Consider the following 24,187-nt stretch of genomic DNA (forward strand, 5'->3'; position numbering starts at 1 on the left):
TCAGCCTGCCTTGGCCAGCTCGGCGCGCATGGCGTCGATAGTGGCCTTGTAGTCGTCGGTGCCGTAGATGGCGGAGCCGGCCACGAAGGTGTCGGCGCCGGCCGCGGCGATCTCGGCGATATTGTCGATTTTCACGCCGCCGTCCACTTCCAGCCAGATTTCGCCGCCATGGGCTGCGGTGTACTCGTCGATGCGGCGACGCGCCTCGCGCACCTTGTTCAGCGTCTGCGGAATGAACTTCTGGCCGCCGAAGCCGGGGTTGACCGACATCAGCAGAATCATGTCGATCTTGTCCATGACGTGGTCGAGGAAGGACAGCGGGGTGGCCGGGTTGAACACCAGGCCGGCCTTGCAGCCGGCATCCTTGATCAGGCCCAAGGTACGGTCGATGTGGTGCGAGGCCTCCGGGTGGAAAGTGATTATATCGGCGCCGGCCTTGGCGAAGCTGGCGGCGAGTGCATCGACCGGTGTCACCATCAGGTGCACGTCGATCGGGGCGCTGGTGTGCGGGCGGATGGCTTCGCAGACCAGCGGGCCGACAGTCAGGTTGGGCACGTAATGGTTGTCCATCACGTCGAAGTGGATGATGTCGGCACCGGCGGCGATGACGTCACGGACTTCTTCGCCAAGGCGGGCGAAGTCGGCGGAAAGCAGGCTGGGGGCGATGCGGAATGGGCGCATGAGATGAACTAACAAGCTGGACAGAAAAGCGAATTGTAGCCCCATCGTCGGGCAGCGTCATGCTTCGCGCCCCGGTCCGGGGCGGGATTGCTGCTAGAATGGGAACATCGGCGCCGCCCGGCCCGCCTGAACGGATCCCCAAGCAATGGCAAACAAAGAATACTGTGTCGAAGTCACTGCCGAATCCTCCTACGTGGAAGAGCGCTCCAACGTGGCGGCGGATGTCTATGTGTTCAGCTACCGCATCAGGCTGACCAACAGCGGTACCAAAACCGCCCAGTTGATCAGCCGGCACTGGTTCATTACCGAAGCCGACGGCAAGGTGCAGGAAGTGCGTGGCATGGGGGTGGTGGGGGAAAATCCGCGACTGGAACCGGGGCAGAGCTACGAGTACAGCAGTTGGTCGCAGATCGGCACGCCGTTCGGCACCATGAAGGGCAGCTACCAGATGCTGGCGGACGACGGCCAGCGTTTCGAGGCAGAAATTCCCGAGTTCCAGCTGGTCGCTCCGCGCGTGTTGCACTGAGTCGGGCCCGGCCTAGCGTTTGGGCCAGGTCCACCATACGATGAAGCCGGCAAGCCCAAGGGCAAGGGCGGCTTCGGCAAGCAGTATCCACATCGGCATCATCCCGGTGAGGTTGATAGGGCGACGGGGCGGCCCCACCTGTCCATCATCGGCCAAGCTCGGCAAACAGGCAAACCCACCATGCGTTTCACCCACAGCGGCCCGGCGCCCAAAGATCGCAACGACCTCAAAACCCTGAAAACCTTGCTGCCCTACCTCTGGGCGTTCAAATGGCGGGTTTTGCTGGCGATGACCTGTCTGGTGCTGGCCAAGGTCGCCAACGTCAGCGTTCCGCTCTACCTGAAGGATATCGTCGATCAGTTGTCGGTGCCGGCCACCCTGCTGGCGATCCCGGTGGCGGCGCTGCTCGGTTACGGCCTGGCCCGGCTGATGGCCGGTCTGCTGGGGGAGATTCGCGACGCCATCTTCGCCCGCGTCATCCAGGGCGCGGTCCGCACCGTGGCGCGCTCGGTGTTCGAGCACCTGTTCAAGCTGTCGCTGCGCTTTCATCTGGATCGCCAGACCGGCGGCATGAGCCGCGACATCGAACGCGGCACCCGCGGCATCGGTTTCCTGCTCAATTTCACCGCGTTCAACATCCTGCCGACGCTGCTGGAAATTCTGATGGTGGCAGTCATCCTGCTGCACCGCTACAACGGCTGGTTTGCCGTGGTCACGCTGGGGACCATCGCGGTGTACATCACGTTTACGCTGACCGTCACCGAGTGGCGCACGGTGTTCCGTCGCAGCATGAACGAACTCGATTCCAAGGCCAATGCCAAGGCGATCGACGCGCTGATCAACTACGAGACGGTCAAGTACTTCAATAACGAAGCCTACGAGTCGGCTCGCTACGACACGAATCTCGCCGCCTGGGAAGAGTCGGCGATCAAGAACCAGGTATCGCTGTCCTTCCTCAACGCCGGGCAGGGCGTCATTATCGCGGCCGGTACAACGCTGATCATGGTGCTGGCGGCGCGGGGGGTGGTGGATCACACCATGACCGTCGGCGACGTGGTGCTGGTGTCGGCCTACCTGACCCAGCTCTACTCGCCGCTGCATTTTCTCGGCTTCATCTACCGCGAGATCAAGCACTCGCTGGCCGACATGGAGCGCATGTTCGGCCTGCTGGAAACCCATGCCGAGGTGGCTGACGACGCCGGGGCCGAGGTGCTGGCGACCCGTGCCGCCGGGGTGCGCTTCGAGCATGTCGACTTCGGCTATGACGCCAAGCGTCAGATTCTGCACGATGTCAGCCTGAGCATCCCGCCGGGACGCACGCTGGCGGTGGTTGGAGCGAGCGGGGCGGGCAAGTCGACCTTGTCGCGGCTCTTGTTCCGTTTCTACGACGTCACTGCCGGCGGCATCAGCATCAACGGCACCGACATCCGCCAGATGACGCAGGACAGCCTGCGTGCCCACATCGGCATCGTGCCGCAGGATACCGTACTGTTCAACGACAGCATCTACTACAACATCGCTTACGGCCGTCCCGGTGCCAGCCGCGAGGAGATCATCGAGGCGGCCAAGTCGGCGCACATCCACGATTTCGTGGTTGGTCTGCCGGACGGTTACGACACCCTGGTGGGCGAGCGCGGCCTGAAGTTGTCCGGCGGCGAGAAGCAGCGCGTGGCGATTGCCCGCACCATCCTGAAGAATCCGCCGATCCTGGTATTCGACGAGGCGACCAGTGCGCTCGATTCGCGCACCGAGAAGGCGATCCAGCACGAGCTGGCCGAGATTTCGGCCAACCGCACCACGCTGATTATCGCGCACCGCTTGTCGACGGTGGTTGACGCCGACGAGATCGTGGTGCTGGACGGCGGCCGCGTGATCGAGCGCGGCAGCCATCGCCAGCTGGTCGAGCAGAACGGTCGCTACGCGGAGATGTGGCTGCTGCAACAGGAGAGCGAGAGTACGGCTGAGGTGCTATAACATTTGGTTATTTGATCGAATTTTGATTTGTTTTTGGTAATAGGTTTGAGGGGGCTTCATCGCCCCCTTTTTGCTGTCGCATAACATTATCCGAATCCCCTCCCGAATCCCGAAGGTCATCTCGCTGAGCCAGCGTGAGGGTACGTTGCTTGACGCAAGGCTGCGTCTTTTGATCTGCGCCGGTCCAATGGGCGGAAAGGCCCGTCGTTGCAGGCTTGGCACGGGTGGGTGAGTTTATTTCTCTGGGGTGGGTGACGCGTTGCTGGATGCCGCGGCAACGGGCGGAAGGACGTGTCGGCGGCGTAGCCGGGAAGCCTGGCGGGAGACGGTGCCGGCTTGCTGTGTTTCGCCAGATTTTTTGCCTTCATGACACTTGGACGAAGGGCATGCTAGAGTCGATTGGGTAGCAGAAACACCTATAACATTTTCTTAGCAAGCTCGCCGGCAGGGTTCTCAGTCTGGGCCCGCCGTGCGTTAGGATCCGACGTGACAGCCATCGCAGAACTCGAACCACGCGAAGTGTGGGAGCACTTCCAGACCCTGTGCGAGATTCCTCGCCCCTCCAAGCACGAACAGCATCTGCGCGACTACCTGCAGGGCTGGGCGGAATTGAAAGGCTTGTCGACGCAGGTCGACCGTGCCGGCAATCTGATCATCCGGAAGCCGGCCACCCCTGGGCTGGAAAACCGGCGCGGGGTGGTGCTGCAAGCCCATCTCGACATGGTGTGCCAGGCCAACTCCGGCACGGAGCATGACTTTTTCCAGGACCCGATTCGGCCAGTCCTGCGCGATGGCTGGCTAGTGGCGGAAGACACCACGCTGGGTGCCGACAACGGCATCGGCGTGGCGCTGGCGTTGGCAGTGCTGGCCAGCGATACCGTGGCCCATGGGCCGGTCGAGGTGCTGCTGACGGTGGATGAGGAGGCCGGTATGGGGGGCGCCCTCGGGTTGGACACCGGTGTGCTCGAAGGCGATCTGCTGATCAACATCGATACCGAGGACTGGGGGGAGTTCTACCTCGGCTGCGCAGGGGGTGTGGACGTCAATGTGCGCCGCGCTTATGCCGTCGAGGCGTTGCCGGCCGGCTATGCGGTGGGGCGCCTGTCGGTCAAGGGGCTGCGTGGCGGCCACTCCGGGGTGGACATCCACGAGGAACGTGGCAATGCCAACAAGTTGCTGATCCGGCTGATCCGCGAGCTCGAACACGAGCTGGCGCTGCGTGTGGTCTCGTTCCAGGGCGGCTCGGCGCGCAATGCGCTGGCGCGCGAAGCCTTCGCCGTGGTGGCTTATCCGGTTGCCGCCGCCGAAAAGCTGGTGGCGCGGCTGGACGCGTTCCAGCAGGCGGCACGTTTCGAGCTGGCGGGCGTGGACGAAGGGGTGGCACTGACACTGGAGCCGGCTTCGGCCAACGTGACCATGTCTCCGGACGATCAGCGCGTGATTTTCGCGACCTTGCTCGCCGCTCCACATGGAGTGCGGCGCATGAGCCGCCGTGTGCCGGGCGTGGTGGAGACCTCCAACAACCTGGGGGTGATTGCGCTGGACCAGGGCAAGCTGTTCGCCAATTTCATGGTGCGCTCGTTGCTGGACGCCGGGGCGCGGCAATTGGCCGACGAGATCGAGAGCCTGTTCGGGCTGATCGGTGCCGAGGTGGAGAGAGAGGGTCAGTACCCCGGCTGGGCGCCGAATCCGCAGTCGTCGCTGCTGGAACTGTTCCAGCAGGTCTACGAGCGTGAATACGGTCGCCGGGCCGAGGTGAAAGTGATCCACGCCGGCCTTGAGTGCGGCATTCTGGGCGGCAAATACCCGCACATGGACATGGTGTCGTTCGGCCCGGATATCCGCGGCGCCCATGCACCGGGCGAGCGGGTGCGGGTCGAGACGGTCGGCCACGCCTGGCGGCTGCTGCAGGCCGTGCTGGTGGTCGTGCCCGAACGCGCCTGAGGGCTGGTTCCCTGCGACAAGGCCCCGCCTCGAGCAGGGCCTTGCGTTGTGAGGCGCCGGTGGATCGTTCCAGTCAGGCTGTTCCTCTGTTCTGCCGCAACGGCGGCTTTGTCAGTGACCTGGTGGTTGCGATTGGCGGCGGCGCCGAATCAGCGCGACAGTTCGGTCACGGCATGGCGGATCAGCCAGTGGGCGATGGACATCGACTGCGGGATAAGGGGAAGGTCGTCGATGGGAAACCAGGCGGCGTGCTCGATCTCGCCCTCTTGCGGCACGATGTCGCCGCCGGCGTACTCGGCGGTGAAGGCCAGCATCAGCGAATGCGGGAACGGCCACGATTGGGAGCCGACGTAACGCAGGTTCTTCAGCCGCACTCCCACTTCCTCGAACGCTTCGCGATGCACGCACTCTTCCAGCGTTTCACCGGCTTCGACGAAGCCGGCCAGGGCGCTGTAGATGCCGGGTGCGAAATGCGGCGCGCGTGCCAGCAGCAGTTCCTGCCCACGATAGATCGCCACCATCATGGCCGGCGACAGGCGTGGGTAGTAGAGCTGGCCGCAGTGCGGGCAATGCCGTCCCTGGTCGTGCTCGTGCTGCTGCAGCGGGGTCGCGCAGTGGCCGCAGAAACGGTGGGTGCGGCGGAACTGGCGCAATTGTGCCGCACGCGCCAGCGCAGGAGCCAGCTCGGCCGGCAGCTGCAACAGCGCCTGGCGCAGGCTCACCCATTCGCCGCTCGTCGGCATCGGCCCCACCAGCTCGCCCTGGAACAAGTTGACCCCGCCCAGTTGCGCCAGGAACAGCCGCTCGGTCAGCGGCCAGCTCGCGGCTTCGCTGCCGGGCAGCGTGCCGTTGACGAGCAGCAAGCGCTGTTCGTCGAACACGCACCACCGGGCGGGCAGGGACAGGTCGGGTTGGCTCGGCAGATCAAAGGACATGGGTGGCATCCAGTTGGACATTACGTCAGTTTACGCTGAGCGCGGGTGCTTCGTACATCCAGAACTCGCTCTGGCGGCGCACCACTTCGGACAGCGAGCCGCTGTCGTCGTAGACCTGGCGCAGCCAATGGCTGTCGAGGCGGCGCTGCAGGATCCGCTCGCGCAAGGCATTGTGCTGTGCCTCGATGCCGAGCGCCTGTGCATGCGGCAATAGCCCGTTGAGGGTGTCCAGCATGTCTTCCAGCAGGCTGGTCTGGCGCTTCTTCACGCCGTCCACCAGCACCGCGTCGTAGCCGAAGCGGCACGCCTGGAAGCGGTTGTAGCTGTAGGTCAGGTAATGGGCCGGCGAGATATCGTCCCAGCCATCTTCGAAGCATTGCCGGGCCAGCATTTGGGCGTACGCCGCCAGCAGCACTGGGGTATCCACCCCCAGCGGGGTGTCGCAGATGCGGATTTCCACCGTGCCGTATTCCGGCTTGGGGCGGATATCCCAGTAAAAGTCCTTCATGCTCGCCACGATGCCGAGATCGGCCATGCCGGTGAAGTAGTCGTTGAACTCGTCCCAGTTGCCGACGCACGGCATCGAGCCGGATAGCGGAAAAGCGTTGACGCTGGTCAACCGCGAACTCTGGAACAACGTATCGACTCCCTGGTGGAACGGCGACGAGGCCGACAGGGCGATGAAGTGCGGAATGTAGCGCGACAGGTAGTGCGTCAGCCGCACCGCGGTGTCGCCATCCGGGCAGCCGATATGAATGTGCTGGCCGTAGACGGTGAACTGCTTGGCGAGGTAGCCGTATAGCTCGGAAACCAGCTGGTAGCGCTCCTTGGGGTAGATGCGCTGGTCGCTCCAGTGCTGGAATGGGTGGGAGCCGCCACCGGCGAGTCCCAGGTTGAGCTTCTCGGCCGTGCGTACCAGCAAGGCGCGGATGGCCAGCAGTTCCTCGAGCATGGTGTTGACGTCGCTGTGCACGGCGGTGCCGATCTCGATCATGCCCTGGGTGATCTCCGGCTTGATGTCGTAGCCGTGCGGGCTGCGCCCGAGTAGGTGCAATAGGTCGTCGGAGCCGCGCGTCAGATTGTAGTCGCGGCGGTTGACGATCATCAGCTCCAGTTCCACGCCCAGTGTCAGGGGCTGGCTGGTCGAAAATTCCAGCATGATCCTTCCTTTCTCAGTCGCGGGTTTCCTGCGCGCAGCGCAGGGCGAAGCGCGTCACGATGGGGCCTAGCAGCTCCGTCAGGCATAGCACTGACAGCAGGAAGCCGCTGAATTCGGCCGCTCCTGCCGACAGGGTCAGGGCGCCCATCGTCATCAGCATGACGGCGCTGCCGGACATCGGCAGCAGGCCCAGGCCGAGCAATGCGCCATGCCTTGGGGGGAGGCCGTTACTGCGGGCGGCGACCCACCACGAGCCGGCGGCCAGCAGGCTGCGTACCAGCACGAAGCCGACGGCGGACGGCCACAGCGCTGCCAGGGGCAGCGGCATCAATTGCGCTCCGGCGGCCACGAAGAAGGCGACAAAGAAGAAGCTGGAGCGGCTCGACAGGCTGGGTTCGGCCACTGCATAACCGCGCTCTAGGTTGCGCGTGGCCAGGCCGAAGATCAGGATGGCCAGTGCCGGCAGCAACTTGAGCATGGCGGAGAGTCCCACCACCAGGGCGATCAGGCCGAACATCAGCACGGTCTGCGCTTCACGCTTGCCGCCGCCCAGCCAGACGTTGAGCCGGATCGCCAGGAGGCCGGCCACCAGGCCCAGCAGGACCGAGCCCAGCAGAAGCCAGCCTGGCAGCAGAATGAATGATTCCACCCCGTGACCGGCGCTGAAATGGGTAAACGACAGTGCCAGGGTGAAGACTGTCAGGCTCAACAGGTTGTTGAGTCCGGTGCAGGCCATCAGGCGCTCGGTGACCTGGCCTTCGGCCCGGCTTTCCCGCACCAGTTCCAGCAGCACCACCGGCGAGGTCGCGATGCCGATGGCGGCGAGCAAGGAGGCCGGAGCCATCGGGAAGCCCGAGAATGTGAGCAGGGCCAGCAGGCCGAGGAAGGTGATGACGCCGCTCAGCAGGGCGGTGGCGAACAGCGCTTTTTCACGGCGCAGCCAGCGCAAGTCGACGCGCCGGCCCATGTCGAACAGCGCCAGGCCCAGCGCCAGCTGGATGAACAGGCCGGCCTCGTCGATCAACTGTTGGTCCAGCAATTTGAGGCCCGAAGGGCCGATGATCAGTCCGCTCAGGATGTAGCCGGTGATGCCGGGAAGTTTGGCTACGCGGACAGCAATCTGCCCGCCCAGTACACCCAGCGCCAGCAGAATGCCGAAAGCGGCAAGCGGGTTCAGGGCGAGCGATTGCCAGGGCAAATCGTGCATGAAACCTCCTTTGGTGTGTTTTTGTACGAAGCTCGGCGGCGGATGTGCCCTGAGTGTAGGTCGGCTTCGGCGTTGGTGGGCGTCCATCGCCATCATGGCGGCAGGAGTGGTGCTGGAACCGGCCAAGCATTATCGATGCGTGCTGGTCACTCCCGGGTCTGCGGTGCCATCGGCGACCTTTGCCGGCTTGAGGGGGTGGCAGAAAGGTGTAGCATCATGAAGTGACGTGAGAATGACGTGAGAGTTTCATGGTTTTTGGTTTTTTTGGCCGAAGGGCCGCTGCCGAGTCCGAGCTTGCCCAGTTGCGGCAGCGGGCCGCGCGCATGCCGCTGCTGGCCGGGTTGAGCCATGCCGAGCTAACCCAGCTGGTCGCGCTGGCGGCGGTTTTCGCCCGTGGCAAAGCCTTTAGCGGGGCCGCCGGCTTGATGGTGACGCCGTCGATGGTGGCAACGGTCACGTTGCAGATGGCGCTGCCGGTGATGAACCTCGGCAAGGAGGCGCTGGACGGTTGGGAAGAGGTGGTGCTGTACCCGTCCGCTTTTGTCGTGCGCGACCACTGGATGGCGCCAGGGGGCGTGGTCCATGAAGGTGACAGCGTGCTGATTGGCCAGGCTCGACTGGATGGGCCGGTCGTCTTGTCCTGGCCGGATGTGAAGCGCTCCACCGGCCGTGACGGCTGGAACGTGGTGATCCATGAAATCGCCCACAAGCTCGATATGCTCAACGGCGACGCCAACGGTTTTCCGCCGCTGCACAAGGGTATGAATCGGGAACAATGGTCGCAGGCCTGGGCTGCCGCCTATGCCAATTTTCAGCAGCAATTGGAGTGCGAAGGCGAAATGGCGGAGGAGGGCTGGCTCGATCCCTACGCAGCGGAAAGCCCGGCCGAATTCTTCGCGGTGCTCAGCGAGGCGTTCTTCGAATGCCCACAGGGGTTGGCCGAAGACTACCCAGCTGTGTACCGGCAGCTGGTGGCTTTCTACCGGCAAGATACGCTGGCGCGCTTGTCCACGCTAGAATGAGCGTCTGTTCATCCTGACCAGGACGGTTACTTTCACATGTATCTCATTCTGATCGGCTGGCTCTACGTGGTGCTGATGATGGCGGTGGTGCAGGAAAGTCCCATCCGTATGGCCTTCATCATCGTGTTTCTGGCGGTGCTGCCCGGGCTATTGTTCACGCGGCTGGTACGGCGTCGTTTGCGCAAGAAGGTTGCGCTTGCCGAGGCCGAGAACGAAGAGCCCGCGGCTTGAGCTGACTCTGCCCACGGTGCTATACTTCTGCGCGCCCTGCATTTCGCAGGGTTTTTACTACGCACATTCGCGCCGAAAGGGTGTCCGACAGGATTCTGCGCGCGAATGGAGGCCTAACCCTTTAGGAGTTTTGCATGACCACCAACGTTACCATGCGCCAGATGCTGGAAGCCGGCGTTCACTTCGGCCACCAAACCCGTTTCTGGAACCCGAAAATGGCTCAGTACATTTTCGGCAGCCGCAACAAGATCCACATCATCAACCTGGAAAAGACCCTTCCGCTGTTCGTTGAAGCTCAGGAATACGTACGTCGCCTGGCTGCCAACAAGGGTACCGTCCTGTTTGTGGGTACCAAGCGTCAGGCGCGTGAGATTGTTCGTGAAGAAGCAGCCCGTTGTGGCATGCCGTTCGTCGATCACCGCTGGCTCGGCGGTATGCTGACCAACTACAAGACCGTGAAGCAGTCCATCAAGCGTCTTGAAGAAAAGCGTGCCATCCTGGAAAGCTCCGGCGACACCGGTTACAACAAGAAAGAGCTGCTGGACCTCGAGCGCGAAGTTGAGAAGCTGGAGCGTTCGCTGGGCGGTATCAAGGACATGAAAGGTCTGCCGGACGCCATCTTCGTTATCGACACCGGCTACCAGAAGGGTACCGTTGTTGAAGCCAAGAAGCTGGGCATCCCGCTGATCGGCGTGGTTGATACCAACAACTCGCCGGAAGGCATCAATTACGTAATTCCGGGTAACGACGACTCCAATCGCGCCATCCGCCTGTACGCCCGCGGCATCGCCGATGCCGTGCTGGAAGGTCGCGCACAGTCGCTGCAGGAAATCGTTGCCGCTGAACCGGCTCAAGCCGAGTAAGCACGGACCTGAGAAAGGGGCGTAAGCCCCTTTTTTTGAACCCGTACCGCTTTACGTAAAAAGATACTGTTAAGGAGTTTCAAGCATGGCGGAAATTACCGCAAAAATGGTCTCGGACCTGCGCGCTGCTACCGGCCTTGGCATGATGGAGTGCAAGAAGGCGCTGGTTGAAGCCGAAGGCGATCTGGCCAAGGCCGAAGAAATCCTGCGCATCAAGTCCGGCAACAAGGCCTCCAAGATGGCTGGCCGTCTGGCGGCCGAAGGCATCATCGGTTCCTTCATCGAAGGCGGCGTTGGCGCCCTGGTGGAAGTGAACTGCGAAACCGACTTCGTTGCCAAAGACCCGACCTTCCTGGCGCTGGCTGCCGCTGCGGCCAAGGCCGTCGTTGCTGCCAATCCGGCCGACGTTGAAGCGCTGTCCGCGGTTGAAGTGGATGGTCTGTCCGTTGAAGAAATCCGCAAGGCCGCGATCGCCAAACTGGGCGAGAACATGACCATTCGTCGTTTCGTTCGCTACGAAACCGAAGGCAAGATCGCGACCTACCTGCACGGTGCCAAGATCGGCGTCATCGTTGATTTCAACGGCGGCGACGAAGGTCTGGGCAAAGATATCGCCATGCACATCGCCGCTTCCAAGCCGATCTGCGTGTCCAAGGATCAGGTTCCGGCTGAAACCCTGGAGCAAGAGCGCAAGATCTACACCGCCCAGGCAGCAGAATCCGGCAAGCCGGCTGACATCGTGGCCAAGATGGTGGAAGGCCGCGTGAACAAGTACCTGGCCGAAGTGACCCTGCTGGGTCAGCCGTTCGTGAAGAACCCGGACCAGACCGTCGAGAAGCTGCTGGCTGAGAAATCCGCCTCGGTGAAAGCCTTTGCCATGTTCGTCGTGGGTGAAGGCATCGAGAAGAAGGTAGTGGACTACGCCGCTGAAGTGGCTGCCGCCGCCAAGCTGTAAGTCCGGACATCTGGACTGATTAGAACGGCACCCTGCCTGCAGGGTGCCGTTTTGCAAATTGACTGATTGAAAAACTGCCACCGAGGTGACTATGAGCCAAGCTCCTGCCTATAAACGTATTTTGCTCAAACTGTCGGGCGAGGCCCTGATGGGCGACGATAGCTACGGGATCAACCGCGCCACGATCGAGCAAATCGTGGGGCAGATCAAGGAGGTGGTCGATCTGGGCATCGAGGTGGGCATCGTCATCGGCGGCGGCAACATCTTCCGCGGCGTGGCTCCGGCGGCCTCCGGTATGGATCGTGCCACGGCCGACTACATGGGCATGATGGCGACGGTGATGAACGCGCTGGCGCTCAAGGATGCCATGACCAAGGTGGGCCTGGTGGCCCGGGTGCAATCGGCATTGACCATGCAGCAGATCGCCGAACCGTATGTGCGCGGCAAGGCCATGCAGTATCTGGAAGAGGGCAAGGTTGTCATCTTCGCGGCCGGTACGGGCAACCCGTTCTTCACCACCGACACGGCGGCAGCGTTGCGTGGCATGGAAATGAACGTGGACATCATGCTCAAGGCCACCAAGGTTGATGGCGTCTATACCGACGATCCGAAGAAGAACCCGGATGCCCAGCGCTACCAGACGCTGACCTTCGACGAGGCGATTTCGCGCAACCTCAAGGTGATGGATGCCACTGCCTTTGCGCTGTGCCGGGATCAGAACCTCAACATCAAGGTGTTCAGCATCTTCAAGGCCGGCGCTCTCAAGCGTGTAGTGCTTGGCGAAGACGAAGGCACGCTGGTACACTGCTGAGCCTTACCGAATAGTAAAAAGGCGGAAACGGCAGCAGCCGCTTTCCGCCTTGTTTTTCCAAGTATCCATGGAGTTGACATGATTAACGACGTCAAGAAATCGGCCGAACAGAAAATGCAGAAGTCGCTGGAAGCCTTCAAGAACGACCTGACCAAGGTTCGTACCGGCCGCGCGCACACCGGTATTCTGGATCATGTCATGGTGGATTACTACGGTAGCGACGTGCCGGTGAACCAGGTGGCTAACGTCACGTTGATCGATGCCCGCACCATCGGTGTCCAGCCGTGGGAAAAGAGTATGCTGGGCAAGATCGAAAAGGCCATCCGTGATTCCGATCTCGGCCTGAATCCGGCTTCGATGGGCGAGATCATCCGCGTGCCGATGCCGATGCTGACTGAAGAGCGCCGCAAGGATCTGATCAAGCTGGTGCGTGGCGAGGCTGAAGGTGCCCGTGTCGCCGTACGCAATATCCGCCGCGACGCCAACAATGAATTCAAGAACCTGCTCAAGGACAAGTCGATTACCGAGGACGACGAACGCCGTGGCCAGGATGACATCCAGAAGCTGACCGACAAGTACATTGCCGAAGTCGACAAAGCCCTTGCCGCCAAAGAAACCGATCTGATGGCGGTATAAGGGGAACGACTTGTTCGGTAGTTCCACTAGTTCCATTCCTGAAGTCCGCCCGGTGCCGCGCCATATTGCCATCATCATGGATGGCAACGGACGTTGGGCCAAGAAGCGCTTTCTGCCCCGTGTCGCCGGCCATAAGAAAGGCCTGAGCGCGGTGCGTGAGGTCGTTTCCGGCTGCCAGGAACTGGGGGTCGAGTATTTGACCCTGTTTGCCTTCTCCACTGAAAACTGGCGCCGCCCGCAGGACGAAGTCTCGTTTCTGATGGACCTCTTCCTGGGTGCGCTGGAGAACGAGGTGGAGAAGCTGCATTCCAATAATATCTGCCTCAAGGTTATCGGCGATCGCTCCCGTTTTGCCCCGCGCATCGTGGAACGCATTGAAGCCGCTGAGGCGCGCACGGCTGCCAACGGTGGCCTGGTGCTGACCATCGCCGCCGATTACGGCGGGCGCTGGGACATGCTGCAGGCCGTCAACCGGCTGATCCGGGAGGGAGCTACCGCCATCACCGAAGAGGCGCTGGCTGGTCGCTTGTCAATGGCCTATGCTCCGGAGCCCGACCTGTTCATCCGTACCGGTGGCGAGCAGCGCATCAGCAATTTCCTGCTGTGGCAGCTGGCTTACAGCGAACTGTACTTCACCGATCTGTTGTGGCCCGATTTCGACAAGCAGGCCTTGGAAGGGGCCGTGCAGTCCTATCGGTGCCGCGAGCGCCGCTTTGGCCGGACAAGCGAGCAACTGCCTGCCTCGTTGCGCCGGGACTGACTCCATGCTGAAAACACGCGTGCTGACCGCACTGGTGCTGCTTCCTTTGATGCTGGCGGCACTGTTCTTCTTCTCGGCCCCGTTATGGGCCGCTTTTTCGTGGCTGGTCGTTGGCCTGGCACTGTGGGAGTACAGTCGGATGGTGGGCATGGCCGGTATCGGCCAATGGCTCTACCTGGCGATCTCGACGCTGCTTGCGGCAGGAGCCTGGTTTGGCCGGGTCACTGCGATACCGTGGCTACACCTTCTGGCGCTGGCTTTCTGGCTGGCAGTGGTGCCGCTGTGGTTGTCGCGGCGCTGGGTGGTCCGAAACGACTGGGTTGCCCGGCTGTTGGGTTGGCTGCTGATGTTCCCGGCCTGGTTCGCCTTGCTCGAATGGCGGCCGCAACCCAATGTGGCACAGGCGCAGCAGCTCTTGGCTATCATGGGGTTGGTCTGGGTGGCGGACATCGCAGCCTATTTTTCCGGCAAGGCGTTCGGCCGGCGCAAGCTGGCACCGTCGATCAGCCCCGGTAAAAGCTGGGAGGGGGTCTATGGCGCGCTGGTGGCGACGGCGGCTTATGTTTTCCTGGTGAATGAACTGGGCTGGCTGCATCTGGGTCTGTCACCATGGAGCCTGCTGCTCTTGTCTCTTCCCCTGACTGCTGTCAGCATTGCCGGAGACTTGCTGGAGTCGTGGTTCAAGCGTGCCGCTGGCCTCAAGGACAGTAGCCAACTGCTTCCCGGTCATGGTGGGGTTTATGATCGTATCGATAGTCTTATCGCCGTGCTTGCCGTGAGCAATGCCTTGCGTGCGCTGAGTGGGCTGTAACCTACTATTGGCGTGATCACAACCGCGTTGGCGGCTAAGAATCAGCAGGGCAAGGCGTGATCTGCGCCGCTGTGCGGGCACCGCAAGCGGGGAGCAAGCTTTTTTTGCTCCAACCCGAAGGGCCACGCGCCCTGTGCGCCGCCTGTGGCGTTACGGCGCTTGGCCAATCAATGACATCGACCTGCGCGACCGCCTCTTGCATCCAGACCGGATGCTTGCTGCAGTTCGCGAGCTGGTCCATAACAGGCTCCAAATCGCCAAACTGATGAAACCTCAAGGAATCGTAGTACTTGGGGCAACCGGCAGCATCGGCACGAACACGCTGGATGTGGTTGCCCGACACCCGGAGCGCTACCGCGTGGTGGCGCTGGCAGCCCACCGGCAGGTAGATCGCCTGTTCGAACAGTGCCGGCAGTTTCGTCCCCCCTTCGCGGTCATGGTCGACGAGCAGGCAGCCAGCGCGCTGCGCTTGCGGCTGAATGAAGCCGGCCTGCCGGTCGAGGTCCTGACCGGTGCCCATGCCCTCGAGATGGTCGCCACCTTGCCGGAGGCGGACATGGTGATGGCCGCCATCGTTGGGGCGGCGGGCCTGCCTTCGGCGCTGGCAGCTGCCCGTGCGGGCAAGCGTATCTTGCTGGCCAACAAGGAGTCCTTGGTGGTGGCGGGGCAGCTTTTCATGAGCGCCGTGCGCGAGGGTGGTGCCGCGTTGTTGCCGGTCGATAGCGAGCACAACGCCATTTTCCAGTCCTTGCCCGATGGCTATCGTGGCTCGCTGGAGCAGGCCGGGGTGCGCAAGATCATCCTGACCGCCTCGGGCGGTCCGTTCCGGCAGTTGTCGTCCGCAGAGCTCCATGGTGTTACCCCAGCCCAGGCGTGCAAGCATCCGAACTGGGTGATGGGACAGAAGATTTCCGTCGACTCCGCCTCGTTGATGAACAAGGGGCTGGAGGTCATCGAGGCGCATTGGTTGTTCAATGCGCCGGCCGATAACATCGACGTGGTCGTGCACCCGCAGAGTGTCATCCATTCCATGGTGCAGTACCGCGACGGTTCGGTCGTCGCCCAGCTGGGGTCGCCCGACATGCGCACTCCGATCGCCTACGCCATGGCGTGGCCGGAGCGGATCGACGCCGGTGTGGCCTCGCTCGACTTCTTTACCTTGTCCAATCTGACGTTCGAACAGCCGGATCTGGAGCGCTTCCCTTGCCTGAAGCTGGCCTTTGAGGCGCTGCGTAGCGGGGGCGATGCCCCGGCGGTGCTGAATGCGGCCAACGAAGTTGCCGTGGCAGCCTTCCTGGACGGAAAGATAGGCTTCATGGGTATTCCTGAACTGGTCGAGCAGGCCCTCGGTCGCTTCGATTTGTCCGCCAGTGCCACGCTGGACGCGTTGCTGGAGAAGGATCGTGAAGTCCGCTCATCACTTGAGGCACGGTTGCCACTATGATTTCCATCCTCGCCTTCCTCCTGGCCATCGGCGTTCTGGTCACTTTCCATGAACTGGGCCACTATGCCGCCGCTCGTTGCTGCGGAGTGAAGGTGCTGCGTTTCTCGATCGGCTTTGGCAAGCCGCTCTTCACGGTGAAACGGGGGGAGATGGAGTGGGCGGTTTGCCCGATTCCCCTGGGGGGCTATGTGAAGATGCTGGATGAGCGCGAGGGGGTCGTGGCCCCGGCCGACCGGCCGCGCGCCTTCAACCGGCAATCGGTCGGCAAGCGCATGTTGATCGTGGTGGCGGGGCCCGTGATGAATCTGCTGCTCGCCACCTTGTTCTACTGGGTGGTGATTGGCAATGGTCTGACCCTGTACCGGCCGCTGGTGGGCACGGTGGTGCCGGAGAGTCCTGCTGCCATCGCCGGGTTCCAGCCGGGAGACCGGGTTCTGTCGATTGCCGGCACGCCTGTCGCCCAATGGAATGACATCAGCCTGGCCTTGCTCGACCGCAGCAGCGATGCCAGCGAGCCCTTGACGGTGCAAGTGGAAACCGTCGCCGGGGAGCGTCTCAACCGTGTGGTGAAGGCCGGGTCTGACACCGGCGGCAATGGCCAGATCGGCATATTGCCAGTGCGCTATTCACTGGTGTTGGGGGCCGTCGAACCGGGTGGGGCTGCGCAAAGAGCCGGGCTAAGTGCCGGCGACCTCTTGCTGAGCGCCGACGGCCGCAGCCTGCGTGGTTGGGCCGAGTGGGTGGGAATGGTGCACAACAGTCCCGGCAAAGAGGTTTCCCTGGCGTTTCAGCGGGGCCAAGAGCGTCGGCAAGTGACGTTGCGTCCGGATTCAGTGGAAACCCCCACCGGTTTTGTCGGCCGGATCGGGGCGGCGCCGGCGGTGGATGCCGCCTGGCTTGCGACGCTGCGTTACGAGCTGCATCCGGACGTCGCCGAAGCGGGGGTGATGGCGTTGCAAAAGACCTGGTCCAACGGCGTGCTGAGCCTGCGCATGTTCGGGCGCATGCTGATCGGCCAGGCATCGTGGAACAATCTGAGCGGACCGATCACCATCGCCAGTGTAGCCGGCCAGACTGCACGGCAAGGATTGGACGCCTATCTCGAATTTCTGGCACTGATCAGTGTCAGCATTGGCATATTGAACCTGCTGCCCATCCCCATTCTGGATGGGGGACACTTAATGTATTATACGGCGGAGTTGATTAAGGGGAGCCCGGTCAGTGAACGGGCGCAGTTACTCGGGCAAAGAATAGGTTTTGCCTTGCTGGCTTCGTTGATGGCATTTGCCTTGCTAAACGACATCAGCCGCCTTTTTGGGGGTTAGAACAAACCGATGAGAATCAAACTCGTTGCAGCGGCGATTGCCGGTCTGTTTTCCATGTCTGCTGCCATGGCGGCCGAGCCGTTCGTGGTCAAGGATATCCGTGTTGAGGGCTTGCAGCGCACCGAACCCGGTACGGTATTCAACTACATGCCGCTCAAGGTGGGTGATACCTTTACCGACGAGAAGGCCAAAGAAGCGATCAAGGCATTGTTTGCCACCGGTTTCTTCAATGACGTTAGGATGGAGGCGCAGGGCGATGTTCTGATCGTTTCCGTCATCGAGCGCCCCGTGATCACCCAGCTGAATATTAGCGGCGCCAAGGAATTCGACAAGGACCAGCTCAAGAAGGCACTGAAGGAAAACGGCCTGGCCGAATCCCGCGTGTTCGATCAGGGCCTGCTCGATGGCGCCGTTCAGGAGTTGAAGCGTCAGTACTACAGCCGCGGCAAGTATTCGGTGGAAATCACCCCCAGCGTGACCAAGCTGGAGCGTAACCGCGTCGCCGTCACCCTGGACATCGTCGAGGGCGTGACAGCCAAGATCAAGGAAATCCGCATCGTCGGTGCCAAGGCGTTCGATCAGGATACGCTGCTGGGCCAGTTCTCGCTGACCACTGGTGACTGGCTGTCGTGGATCACCAAGGACAACCAGTACTCCAAGCAGAAGCTGTCCGGCGATCTGGAGAAGCTCAAGGCGTTCTACCAGAACCAGGGCTATCTCGAGTTCAACATCGATTCGACCCAGGTTTCGATCAGCGCCGACAAGGAGGACATGTTCCTCACCATCAATATCAACGAAGGTCAGCGCTATACCATTTCCGATGTGAAGCTGGCAGGCGACCTGAAGGTTCCGGAAGCCGAGTTGCGCAAGTTGATCCAGTTCAAGGCTGGCGACGTGTTCAGCCGCGAGAAGGTCAACGATTCGGTAACCGCCATCAGCGACCGGCTGGGTAACGATGGTTACGCCTTTGCCAACGTCAATGCGCTGCCGGAGATCGACCGCGAGAAGCGTCAGGTGGCCTTCACGCTGTTCCTCGATCCGGGCCGCAAGACCTACGTTCGCCGCGTGAATATCGCCGGCAACACCAAGACGCGTGACGAGGTGGTGCGCCGTGAACTGCGCCAGCTCGAGGGTGCGCCGTACGCCTCCGACAAGATCAAGCGCAGCAAGGAGCGGGTCGAGTTGTTGGGCTACTTCGAGGATGTCAACGTCGAAACCCCGGCGGTAGCCGACACCCCGGACCAGGTCGACATGAACATCAACCTGAAGGAGCGTCCGACCGGCAGCATCTCGGCCGGTATCGGCTTCGTGCAGGGCCAGGGTCTGGTGTTCTCCGGCAGCGTGTCGCAGAGCAATATCTTCGGCTCCGGCAAGTCGTTGTCGGCCGGCATTTCCACCGGCAAGGTCAACAAGAGTGCCAGCATCGCCTTCAACGACCCGTATTTCACGGTCGACGGCGTCAGCCTGGGCTACAACTTGTACACCCGCACCTACGATGCCCAGGAAGACAACGTCTCCAAGTACAAGACACGTACCACCGGTGCCGCGGCCAAGTTCGGCGTGCCGATCACCGAGTTCGACCGCATCAACCTGAGCCTGGGGGTGGAGCAGACGGCCATCACTACCTTTAGTGACAGCCCGCAGCGCTACCTCGACTTTGTCGACAAGTACGGCAAGAGCGCCAATACCTTGTTGTCCACCATCAGCTGGTCGCGCGATACCCGCGACAGCGCGCTGTGGCCGACGCGTGGCGCGGTGCTGCGCGCCGGGGTCGATATCGGCCTGCCGGGCCTCGACTTGCAATACTATCGTCTGAGCCATCAGCAGACCTGGTATTTCCCGCTGTCGAAGACGTTCACCCTGATGCTGAATGGCGAAGTGGGCTATGCCGACGGTTACGGCAAGAGCGCGACCCTGCCGTTCTTCCAGAACTTCTACATGGGTGGTCTGGGTTCGGTACGGGGTTACGAGACCGGCAGTATCGGTCCCAAGGATACCAACGGCGACTTCCTCGGCGGCACCACCAAGGTGGTCGGCAACGTCGAGCTGCTGTTCCCGTTCCCGGGCATGCGCGACAACAAGTCGGTACGCACCAGCGTGTTCTTCGACGTCGGCAGCCTGTGGGACAGCAATGTGTCCGGTTCTACCCCGAGCGATGGGCTGCGTTATTCGACTGGCGCGGCGCTGACCTGGCTGTCGCCGATGGGGCCGATGAAATTCAGCTACGCCGTACCGCTGAAGAAGGAAGAGGGCGACAAGAAGCAGTCCTTCCAGTTCCAGCTGGGGACGGTGTTCTGAGCGGAGTCCGCATATGAAGATGAAAACTGTTCGCTTGCTTGCTGCCTGCGCCGTGGCGGCCGCTTCGTTCGCCGCGACGGCCGCCGAGTTCAAGCTGGGCTACATCAACACCGAGCGGGTATATCGTGAGGCGGCCCCGGCACAGCAGGTGATGAAGAAGCTGGAGAAGGAGTTCAGCGACCGACGTACCGAGCTGAAAAAGATGGAGGATCGTGCCAAGCAGCTGGAAACGCTGCTGGGCAAGAGCGGCTTGGGGCTGGATGATCGCAAGAAGTACGAGCGTGAACTGGCCGGACTCGATCGCGATTACCGGGCCAAGGGGCGCGAGCTGGCGGAGGACTTCAATCTGCGTCGCAACGAGGAGTTCGCCGCTGTGCAGGAGCGTGCCAACCGTACCATCAAGCAGATCGCCGAGCGCGAACAGTTCGACCTGATCCTGCAGGACGCGGTGTACGTCAATCCCAAGTACGACATCACCGCCAAGGTCCTCAAGGAACTTGACAAGTAATTCCCTCTATTTTCCGGAGAAGCCGGCCCCGGGTCGGCTTTGTTTTTGATGGCATACACCCTTTCCGAAATCGTGGCGCGGCTCGGTGGCGAGTTGCGTGGTGACGATTGCCTGGTCGAACGCCTGGCACCGCTGGAAGACGCCAAGACGGGCGAAATCAGTTTTCTCGCCAGCGCCAAGTTCCGGCGCCAGCTCGAGACGACCGCAGCCAGCGCGCTCATCATGTCGCCCAAGTTGGCCGAAGAAACCGGCTATGGCGGACCGCTGATCCTGACCGACGACCCTTATCTCTATTTTGCCCGGGTGGCGACGCTGTTCCATCCCGCCCCGCCGGCCCGTCCCGGCATCCATGCCTCGGCGGTGGTCGGCGAGGGGTGCCGCATCGATGCCTCCAGCGAAATCGGCGCCAACGTCAGCATCGGTCGAGATGTGACCATCGGCCAGCGCTGCCGCATCCTGCCGGGCGTGGTGATCGGCGATGGCGTGGTGATCGGCGATGAGGTGACCTTGCACCCGAATGTCACGGTTTACCACGGTTGCCTGATCGGCTCGCGCGTCGGCATCCACTCCGGCACGGTGATCGGCGCGGATGGCTTCGGCCTGGCCTGGGCCCGCGACCACTGGTTCAAGATTCCGCAAACCGGGCGGGTGGTGATCGAGGACGACGTCGAGATCGGTGCCAACACCACGGTCGACCGCGGTGCGATGGCTGACACCATCATCCGCCGCGGCGCCAAGATCGACAACCTGGTGCAGATCGCGCACAACGTGCAGATCGGCGAGCATACCGCCATCGCGGGCTGCGTCGGCATCGCCGGCAGCACCAAGATCGGGGCCTATTGCACTGTTGGTGGTGCGGCGATGTTCGTCGGCCACATCGAGGTGACTGACCGTACTCATATCGGCGGCGGAACGCTGGTGTCCAAGAGCATCAAGAAGCCGGACAACTACGCCTCGTCCTACCCGCTTTCCACCATGAAGGAATGGCTGCCCAACGCCGTTCACCTGAGACATCTCGACGATCTCGTCAAACGCGTAAAAGAACTCGAACGCGAGATCAAGAACCTGAAAGACAGCAAGGAACCGAATAATGACTGAGCATGCCGTGAACGTCGACGTACGTGAAATTATGAAGTACCTACCGCACCGCTACCCGTTCCTGCTGGTGGACCGTGTGGTCGAGTTCGAGGCGGGCAAGCGCGTCAAGGCACTCAAGAACGTGACCATCAACGAGCCGTTCTTCGTCGGCCACTTCGAGCAGTACCCGGTGATGCCGGGTGTGCTGATCATCGAGGCGCTGGCCCAGGCTGCCGGCATCCTGTCGATCAAGAGCCAGGGCGAGCGTGCCGAGAACGAGCTGTACTTCTTTGTCGGCATCGACAACGCCCGCTTCAAGCGCCAGGTGGTGCCGGGCGATCAACTGGTGATGGAAGTGGAGGAAATCACGTCCAAGCGTGGCATCGCCAAGTACAAGGCACGTGCCCTGGTGGACGGTCAGGTGGCCTGCGAGGCCGAGATCATGTGCGCCAAGCGCGAGGTGTGACCATGGCGATTCATCCCACCGCGATCGTCGATCCCAACGCCCGGGTCGCCCCGGATGTCGAGATTGGCGCCTATTCGATCGTCGGCCCTAACGTGTCCATCGACAGCGGCACCTGGGTTGGTCCGCACGTGGTGATCGAGGGTCATACCTCGATCGGCAAGAACAACCGCATCTTCCAGTTCTGCTCGCTGGGCGCGATGCCGCAGGACAAGAAGTACGCCGGCGAGCCGACCCGGCTCGAGATCGGTGACAACAACACCATCCGCGAATTCTGCACCTTCAACGTCGGCACCGCGCAGGACGTCGGCGTGACCCGCCTCGGCAACGACAACTGGATCATGGCCTACGTGCACCTGGCGCACGATTGCCAGGTCGGCAACCACACCATCTTCGCCAACAACGCCACACTGGCCGGCCACGTGCAAATCGGCGACTGGGTGATCCTGGGTGGTTTCACCAGCGTGCACCAGTTCGGCATCATCGGCGAGCACGCCATGACCGCGTTCGCCAGCGCCGTGGCGCAGGATGTGCCGCCGTACGTGATGGCGCACGGCAACCGTGCCGTGCCTTCCGGCATCAACGCCGAGGGCCTGAAGCGCCGTGGTTTCACTCCGGAGCAGATCCGCTCCATCCGCCAGGCCTACAAGACGCTGTACCGCAACGGCCTGTCGCTCGACGAGGCCAAGCAGGCCATCATCGCCGAAGCGGCCAGCCATCCCGAGCTGGAGGCGTTCGTGCGCTTCTTCGGCCTGTCGGAGCGGGGCATCATTCGCTAAATCATGCCGGAACCCTTGTTCAAGCGAAGCGGCGCGTTGAAGGTCGCCATGGTGGCCGGCGAGGCGTCGGGCGACCTGCTGGGTGCGCACCTGATGGCGGCGCTCAAGGCACGCCATCCCGAGATCGAGTTTGCCGGTATCGGCGGGCCCCGGATGCAGGCGCAGGGTCTCTACTCGGTGGTGCCGCAGGAGCGGCTGGCGGTGCGCGGCTACGCCGAGGTGCTGTCGCGCCTGCCGGAGCTCTTGCGCATCCGCGCCCATCTGCGCGATGCCCTGATCGCCGAGCGCCCCGACGTGTTCGTCGGCATCGATGCCCCGGACTTCAACCTCGGGCTCGAGAAGTCGCTGAAGAAGAAGGGCATTCGTACCGTCCACTACGTCAGCCCGTCGGTATGGGCGTGGCGTCCGGAGCGGGTGCAGAAGATCGGCGAGGCGGCCGATCGGGTGCTGTGCCTGTTTCCGATGGAGCCGCCGCTGTATGAAAAGGCCGGCGTGCCGGTGACTTTCGTCGGTCATCCGCTGGCGGGGGAAATTCCGCTGGTGCCGGATACCGCCGCGATGCGGGAGCAGCTCGGCTTGTTCCCGGGAGGGCCGGTGTTCGCGCTGCTGCCCGGCAGCCGCGTCAGCGAGATCGATTACCTGGGCGAGATCTTCGTCAAGACGGCGCGGCTGCTGCATGAGCGCTACCCGGCGGCGCAGTTCCTGGTGCCGCTGGCGACGCGGGCGACGCTCGATGCCTTCGACCAGATGCTGTCCCGGCTCAAGGCCTGGGATTTGCCGATCCGCAAGCTGTTCGGCCACGCGCAGATGGCGATGATCGCCAGCGACGTGGTGCTGGTGAAGAGCGGCACCTCGACGCTGGAGGTGGCGCTCACCAAGAAACCGATGGTGATCACCTACAAGCTGTCGTGGCTCACCTACCGTCTGGTCAAGCGCAAGCTGAAGTTGCCGTGGGTCGGCCTGCCCAACATCCTGTTGGGCGACTCGGTGGTGCCGGAGCTACTGCAGTACGACGCCACGCCGGAAAGGTTGGCCGAAGCCGTGGCCGCACTCTACGATGACGAGCCGGCCAGGCAGGCGCTCACCGCCCGTTTCACCGCGCTGCACCGCGAGCTGAGGCAGGATACCGCCGAGCTCGCGGCCGATGCGGTGCTGCAGGTGGCGGGGGTGCCGGCATGATCGCCGGGGTCGACGAGGCGGGCAGGGGGCCGCTCGCCGGGGCAGTGTTCGCCGCCGCGGTGATCCTCGACCCGGCCCGGCCGATCGTTGGTCTGGCGGATTCCAAGAAGCTCTCGGAAAAGCAGCGCGACGAGCTGGCGCCGCTGATCCGCGAGCGCTCGCTCGCCTGGTGCATCGCCAGCGCCAGTGTCGACGAGATCGACCGGCTCAACATCCTGCAGGCCACCATGCTGGCGATGAGCCGCGCCGTGGCCGGTTTGTCGGTATTGCCTGCCGAAGTGCTGATCGACGGCAACCGTGTGCCCAAGGGTATCGCTGTGCCGGCGCGCGCCATCGTCAAGGGCGATGCGTTGGAACCGGCTATCTCGGCGGCGTCCATCCTCGCCAAGACCGCGCGCGACGCCGAGCTGGTGGCGCTCGACGCCTTGCATCCCGAGTTCGGTTTCGCCCGACACAAGGGCTACCCGACAGCCGAGCACCTGGCGGCGATCGAGCGTTTCGGCGTGCTGCCGGAGCACCGTCGCACCTTCGGCCCGGTCAAGGCGTGGCTGGCGCGGCAGCAGGGGCAGTTGTTCTGACCGGCCGCACTCCAGCGGGCC

General features: G+C 62.6%; 24 protein-coding genes. 20 read left to right on the forward strand and 4 right to left on the reverse strand.

The window, feature by feature from the left end:
- Positions 1 to 681, reverse strand: a complete 681-nt coding sequence (gene rpe, locus FURADRAFT_RS08065; RefSeq protein WP_008953632.1) for a ribulose-phosphate 3-epimerase — start codon at positions 679 to 681, stop codon at positions 1 to 3.
- Positions 682 to 826: 145 nt separating this feature from the next.
- Here rpe and apaG point away from each other — a divergent pair, with 145 nt between their 5' ends.
- The 3 genes from apaG to FURADRAFT_RS08080 all read left to right on the forward strand — a co-directional run bounded on the left by apaG (position 827) and on the right by FURADRAFT_RS08080 (position 5,125).
- Positions 827 to 1,207, forward strand: coding sequence for a Co2+/Mg2+ efflux protein ApaG (gene apaG, locus FURADRAFT_RS08070; protein ID WP_008953633.1), 381 nt, complete (start codon positions 827 to 829; stop codon positions 1,205 to 1,207).
- A gap of 180 nt (positions 1,208 to 1,387) precedes the next feature.
- Positions 1,388 to 3,181, forward strand: coding sequence for an ABCB family ABC transporter ATP-binding protein/permease (locus FURADRAFT_RS08075; protein WP_008953634.1), 1,794 nt, complete (start codon positions 1,388 to 1,390; stop codon positions 3,179 to 3,181).
- Between the two features lie 486 nt (positions 3,182 to 3,667).
- Positions 3,668 to 5,125, forward strand: a complete 1,458-nt coding sequence (locus FURADRAFT_RS08080) for an aminoacyl-histidine dipeptidase (protein WP_008953635.1) — start codon at positions 3,668 to 3,670, stop codon at positions 5,123 to 5,125.
- Positions 5,126 to 5,274: 149 nt separating this feature from the next.
- Here the strand turns inward: FURADRAFT_RS08080 and nudC are convergent, their stop codons facing one another.
- Genes nudC through FURADRAFT_RS08095 form a run of 3 tightly spaced genes read right to left on the reverse strand, consistent with a single transcriptional unit; the run spans position 5,275 to position 8,426 of the window.
- Positions 5,275 to 6,060, reverse strand: coding sequence for an NAD(+) diphosphatase (gene nudC, locus FURADRAFT_RS08085; RefSeq protein ID WP_008953636.1), 786 nt, complete (start codon positions 6,058 to 6,060; stop codon positions 5,275 to 5,277).
- A gap of 25 nt (positions 6,061 to 6,085) precedes the next feature.
- On the reverse strand, positions 6,086 to 7,219 hold the full coding sequence (locus FURADRAFT_RS08090) for a YbdK family carboxylate-amine ligase (protein ID WP_008953637.1): 1,134 nt from the start codon (positions 7,217 to 7,219) through the stop codon (positions 6,086 to 6,088).
- Between the two features lie 13 nt (positions 7,220 to 7,232).
- Positions 7,233 to 8,426, reverse strand: a complete 1,194-nt coding sequence (locus tag FURADRAFT_RS08095; RefSeq protein WP_008953638.1) for a cation:proton antiporter — start codon at positions 8,424 to 8,426, stop codon at positions 7,233 to 7,235.
- 248 nt (positions 8,427 to 8,674) lie between these two features.
- On the opposite strand from FURADRAFT_RS08095, the gene FURADRAFT_RS08100 reads away from it, so the two are divergent.
- The 17 genes from FURADRAFT_RS08100 to rnhB all read left to right on the forward strand — a co-directional run bounded on the left by FURADRAFT_RS08100 (position 8,675) and on the right by rnhB (position 24,166).
- Complete coding sequence (locus tag FURADRAFT_RS08100) at positions 8,675 to 9,448, forward strand: M90 family metallopeptidase (RefSeq protein WP_008953639.1); 774 nt, start codon at positions 8,675 to 8,677, stop codon at positions 9,446 to 9,448.
- Positions 9,449 to 9,484: 36 nt separating this feature from the next.
- A complete protein-coding gene (locus FURADRAFT_RS08105) occupies positions 9,485 to 9,679 on the forward strand; it encodes a hypothetical protein (protein WP_008953640.1) in 195 nt (64 codons plus the stop codon).
- A 134-nt stretch (positions 9,680 to 9,813) separates the two neighbouring features.
- Entirely contained in the window at positions 9,814 to 10,542 is a 729-nt protein-coding gene (rpsB, locus tag FURADRAFT_RS08110; protein ID WP_008953641.1) for a 30S ribosomal protein S2, read from the forward strand.
- 85 nt (positions 10,543 to 10,627) lie between these two features.
- Complete coding sequence (gene tsf, locus FURADRAFT_RS08115; RefSeq protein ID WP_008953642.1) at positions 10,628 to 11,497, forward strand: translation elongation factor Ts; 870 nt, start codon at positions 10,628 to 10,630, stop codon at positions 11,495 to 11,497.
- Positions 11,498 to 11,588: 91 nt separating this feature from the next.
- Complete coding sequence (gene pyrH / locus FURADRAFT_RS08120; protein ID WP_008953643.1) at positions 11,589 to 12,308, forward strand: UMP kinase; 720 nt, start codon at positions 11,589 to 11,591, stop codon at positions 12,306 to 12,308.
- A 78-nt stretch (positions 12,309 to 12,386) separates the two neighbouring features.
- Complete coding sequence (frr, locus tag FURADRAFT_RS08125; RefSeq protein ID WP_008953644.1) at positions 12,387 to 12,944, forward strand: ribosome recycling factor; 558 nt, start codon at positions 12,387 to 12,389, stop codon at positions 12,942 to 12,944.
- A 10-nt stretch (positions 12,945 to 12,954) separates the two neighbouring features.
- Entirely contained in the window at positions 12,955 to 13,704 is a 750-nt protein-coding gene (locus FURADRAFT_RS08130; RefSeq protein WP_040652607.1) for an isoprenyl transferase, read from the forward strand.
- A gap of 4 nt (positions 13,705 to 13,708) precedes the next feature.
- Positions 13,709 to 14,515 (forward strand): phosphatidate cytidylyltransferase, encoded by an 807-nt coding sequence (locus FURADRAFT_RS08135; protein WP_008953646.1) that lies wholly within the window; start codon positions 13,709 to 13,711, stop codon positions 14,513 to 14,515.
- A 265-nt stretch (positions 14,516 to 14,780) separates the two neighbouring features.
- Positions 14,781 to 15,959, forward strand: coding sequence for a 1-deoxy-D-xylulose-5-phosphate reductoisomerase (gene ispC, locus FURADRAFT_RS08140; RefSeq protein ID WP_008953647.1), 1,179 nt, complete (start codon positions 14,781 to 14,783; stop codon positions 15,957 to 15,959).
- A complete protein-coding gene (rseP, locus tag FURADRAFT_RS08145) occupies positions 15,956 to 17,284 on the forward strand; it encodes an RIP metalloprotease RseP (RefSeq protein WP_008953648.1) in 1,329 nt (442 codons plus the stop codon). The genes ispC and rseP overlap by 4 nt, the downstream gene beginning before the upstream one ends.
- A gap of 9 nt (positions 17,285 to 17,293) precedes the next feature.
- Positions 17,294 to 19,582 carry an outer membrane protein assembly factor BamA gene (bamA, locus tag FURADRAFT_RS08150; RefSeq protein ID WP_008953649.1) on the forward strand — a complete coding sequence of 763 codons (2,289 nt, stop codon included), beginning with the start codon at positions 17,294 to 17,296 and terminating at the stop codon, positions 19,580 to 19,582.
- Between the two features lie 13 nt (positions 19,583 to 19,595).
- The gene (locus FURADRAFT_RS08155; protein WP_008953650.1) at positions 19,596 to 20,090 is read left to right on the forward strand and encodes an OmpH family outer membrane protein; all 495 of its coding nucleotides are present in this window, start codon (positions 19,596 to 19,598) and stop codon (positions 20,088 to 20,090) included.
- 48 nt (positions 20,091 to 20,138) lie between these two features.
- Positions 20,139 to 21,188: a UDP-3-O-(3-hydroxymyristoyl)glucosamine N-acyltransferase gene (gene lpxD, locus FURADRAFT_RS08160; protein WP_008953651.1), complete on the forward strand. Its 1,050-nt coding sequence runs from the start codon at positions 20,139 to 20,141 to the stop codon at positions 21,186 to 21,188.
- The gene (gene fabZ, locus FURADRAFT_RS08165; RefSeq protein ID WP_008953652.1) at positions 21,181 to 21,633 is read left to right on the forward strand and encodes a 3-hydroxyacyl-ACP dehydratase FabZ; all 453 of its coding nucleotides are present in this window, start codon (positions 21,181 to 21,183) and stop codon (positions 21,631 to 21,633) included. Before lpxD ends, fabZ begins: the two co-directional genes overlap by 8 nt.
- Positions 21,634 to 21,635: 2 nt before the next feature.
- On the forward strand, positions 21,636 to 22,409 hold the full coding sequence (lpxA, locus tag FURADRAFT_RS08170) for an acyl-ACP--UDP-N-acetylglucosamine O-acyltransferase (RefSeq protein WP_008953653.1): 774 nt from the start codon (positions 21,636 to 21,638) through the stop codon (positions 22,407 to 22,409).
- Positions 22,410 to 22,412: 3 nt separating this feature from the next.
- A complete protein-coding gene (gene lpxB / locus FURADRAFT_RS08175) occupies positions 22,413 to 23,588 on the forward strand; it encodes a lipid-A-disaccharide synthase (RefSeq protein ID WP_008953654.1) in 1,176 nt (391 codons plus the stop codon).
- Positions 23,585 to 24,166, forward strand: a complete 582-nt coding sequence (gene rnhB, locus FURADRAFT_RS08180) for a ribonuclease HII (protein WP_008953655.1) — start codon at positions 23,585 to 23,587, stop codon at positions 24,164 to 24,166. The genes lpxB and rnhB overlap by 4 nt, the downstream gene beginning before the upstream one ends.
- Positions 24,167 to 24,187 lie beyond the last annotated feature (21 nt).

The organism is Pseudogulbenkiania ferrooxidans 2002 (assembly GCF_000174355.1).
Classification (GTDB): Bacteria; Pseudomonadota; Gammaproteobacteria; order Burkholderiales; family Chromobacteriaceae; genus Pseudogulbenkiania; species Pseudogulbenkiania ferrooxidans.

Excerpts from the sequence above, each read along its gene's own strand:
- rpe (WP_008953632.1), bottom strand. The coding sequence starts at position 681 with ATGCGCCCATTCCGCATCGCCCCCAGCCTGCTTTCCGCCGACTTCGCC.
- fabZ (WP_008953652.1), top strand. The coding sequence starts at position 21,181 with ATGACTGAGCATGCCGTGAACGTCGACGTACGTGAAATTATGAAGTAC.
- apaG (WP_008953633.1), top strand. The coding sequence starts at position 827 with ATGGCAAACAAAGAATACTGTGTCGAAGTCACTGCCGAATCCTCCTAC.
- FURADRAFT_RS08090 (WP_008953637.1), bottom strand. The coding sequence starts at position 7,219 with ATGCTGGAATTTTCGACCAGCCAGCCCCTGACACTGGGCGTGGAACTG.
- FURADRAFT_RS08155 (WP_008953650.1), top strand. The coding sequence starts at position 19,596 with ATGAAGATGAAAACTGTTCGCTTGCTTGCTGCCTGCGCCGTGGCGGCC.
- FURADRAFT_RS08105 (WP_008953640.1), top strand. The coding sequence starts at position 9,485 with ATGTATCTCATTCTGATCGGCTGGCTCTACGTGGTGCTGATGATGGCG.
- nudC (WP_008953636.1), bottom strand. The coding sequence starts at position 6,060 with ATGTCCTTTGATCTGCCGAGCCAACCCGACCTGTCCCTGCCCGCCCGG.
- frr (WP_008953644.1), top strand. The coding sequence starts at position 12,387 with ATGATTAACGACGTCAAGAAATCGGCCGAACAGAAAATGCAGAAGTCG.
- FURADRAFT_RS08095 (WP_008953638.1), bottom strand. The coding sequence starts at position 8,426 with ATGCACGATTTGCCCTGGCAATCGCTCGCCCTGAACCCGCTTGCCGCT.
- FURADRAFT_RS08135 (WP_008953646.1), top strand. The coding sequence starts at position 13,709 with ATGCTGAAAACACGCGTGCTGACCGCACTGGTGCTGCTTCCTTTGATG.
- rpsB (WP_008953641.1), top strand. The coding sequence starts at position 9,814 with ATGACCACCAACGTTACCATGCGCCAGATGCTGGAAGCCGGCGTTCAC.
- lpxA (WP_008953653.1), top strand. The coding sequence starts at position 21,636 with ATGGCGATTCATCCCACCGCGATCGTCGATCCCAACGCCCGGGTCGCC.
- bamA (WP_008953649.1), top strand. The coding sequence starts at position 17,294 with ATGAGAATCAAACTCGTTGCAGCGGCGATTGCCGGTCTGTTTTCCATG.
- FURADRAFT_RS08100 (WP_008953639.1), top strand. The coding sequence starts at position 8,675 with ATGGTTTTTGGTTTTTTTGGCCGAAGGGCCGCTGCCGAGTCCGAGCTT.
- lpxD (WP_008953651.1), top strand. The coding sequence starts at position 20,139 with ATGGCATACACCCTTTCCGAAATCGTGGCGCGGCTCGGTGGCGAGTTG.
- rnhB (WP_008953655.1), top strand. The coding sequence starts at position 23,585 with ATGATCGCCGGGGTCGACGAGGCGGGCAGGGGGCCGCTCGCCGGGGCA.
- pyrH (WP_008953643.1), top strand. The coding sequence starts at position 11,589 with ATGAGCCAAGCTCCTGCCTATAAACGTATTTTGCTCAAACTGTCGGGC.
- lpxB (WP_008953654.1), top strand. The coding sequence starts at position 22,413 with ATGCCGGAACCCTTGTTCAAGCGAAGCGGCGCGTTGAAGGTCGCCATG.
- rseP (WP_008953648.1), top strand. The coding sequence starts at position 15,956 with ATGATTTCCATCCTCGCCTTCCTCCTGGCCATCGGCGTTCTGGTCACT.
- ispC (WP_008953647.1), top strand. The coding sequence starts at position 14,781 with ATGAAACCTCAAGGAATCGTAGTACTTGGGGCAACCGGCAGCATCGGC.
- tsf (WP_008953642.1), top strand. The coding sequence starts at position 10,628 with ATGGCGGAAATTACCGCAAAAATGGTCTCGGACCTGCGCGCTGCTACC.
- FURADRAFT_RS08075 (WP_008953634.1), top strand. The coding sequence starts at position 1,388 with ATGCGTTTCACCCACAGCGGCCCGGCGCCCAAAGATCGCAACGACCTC.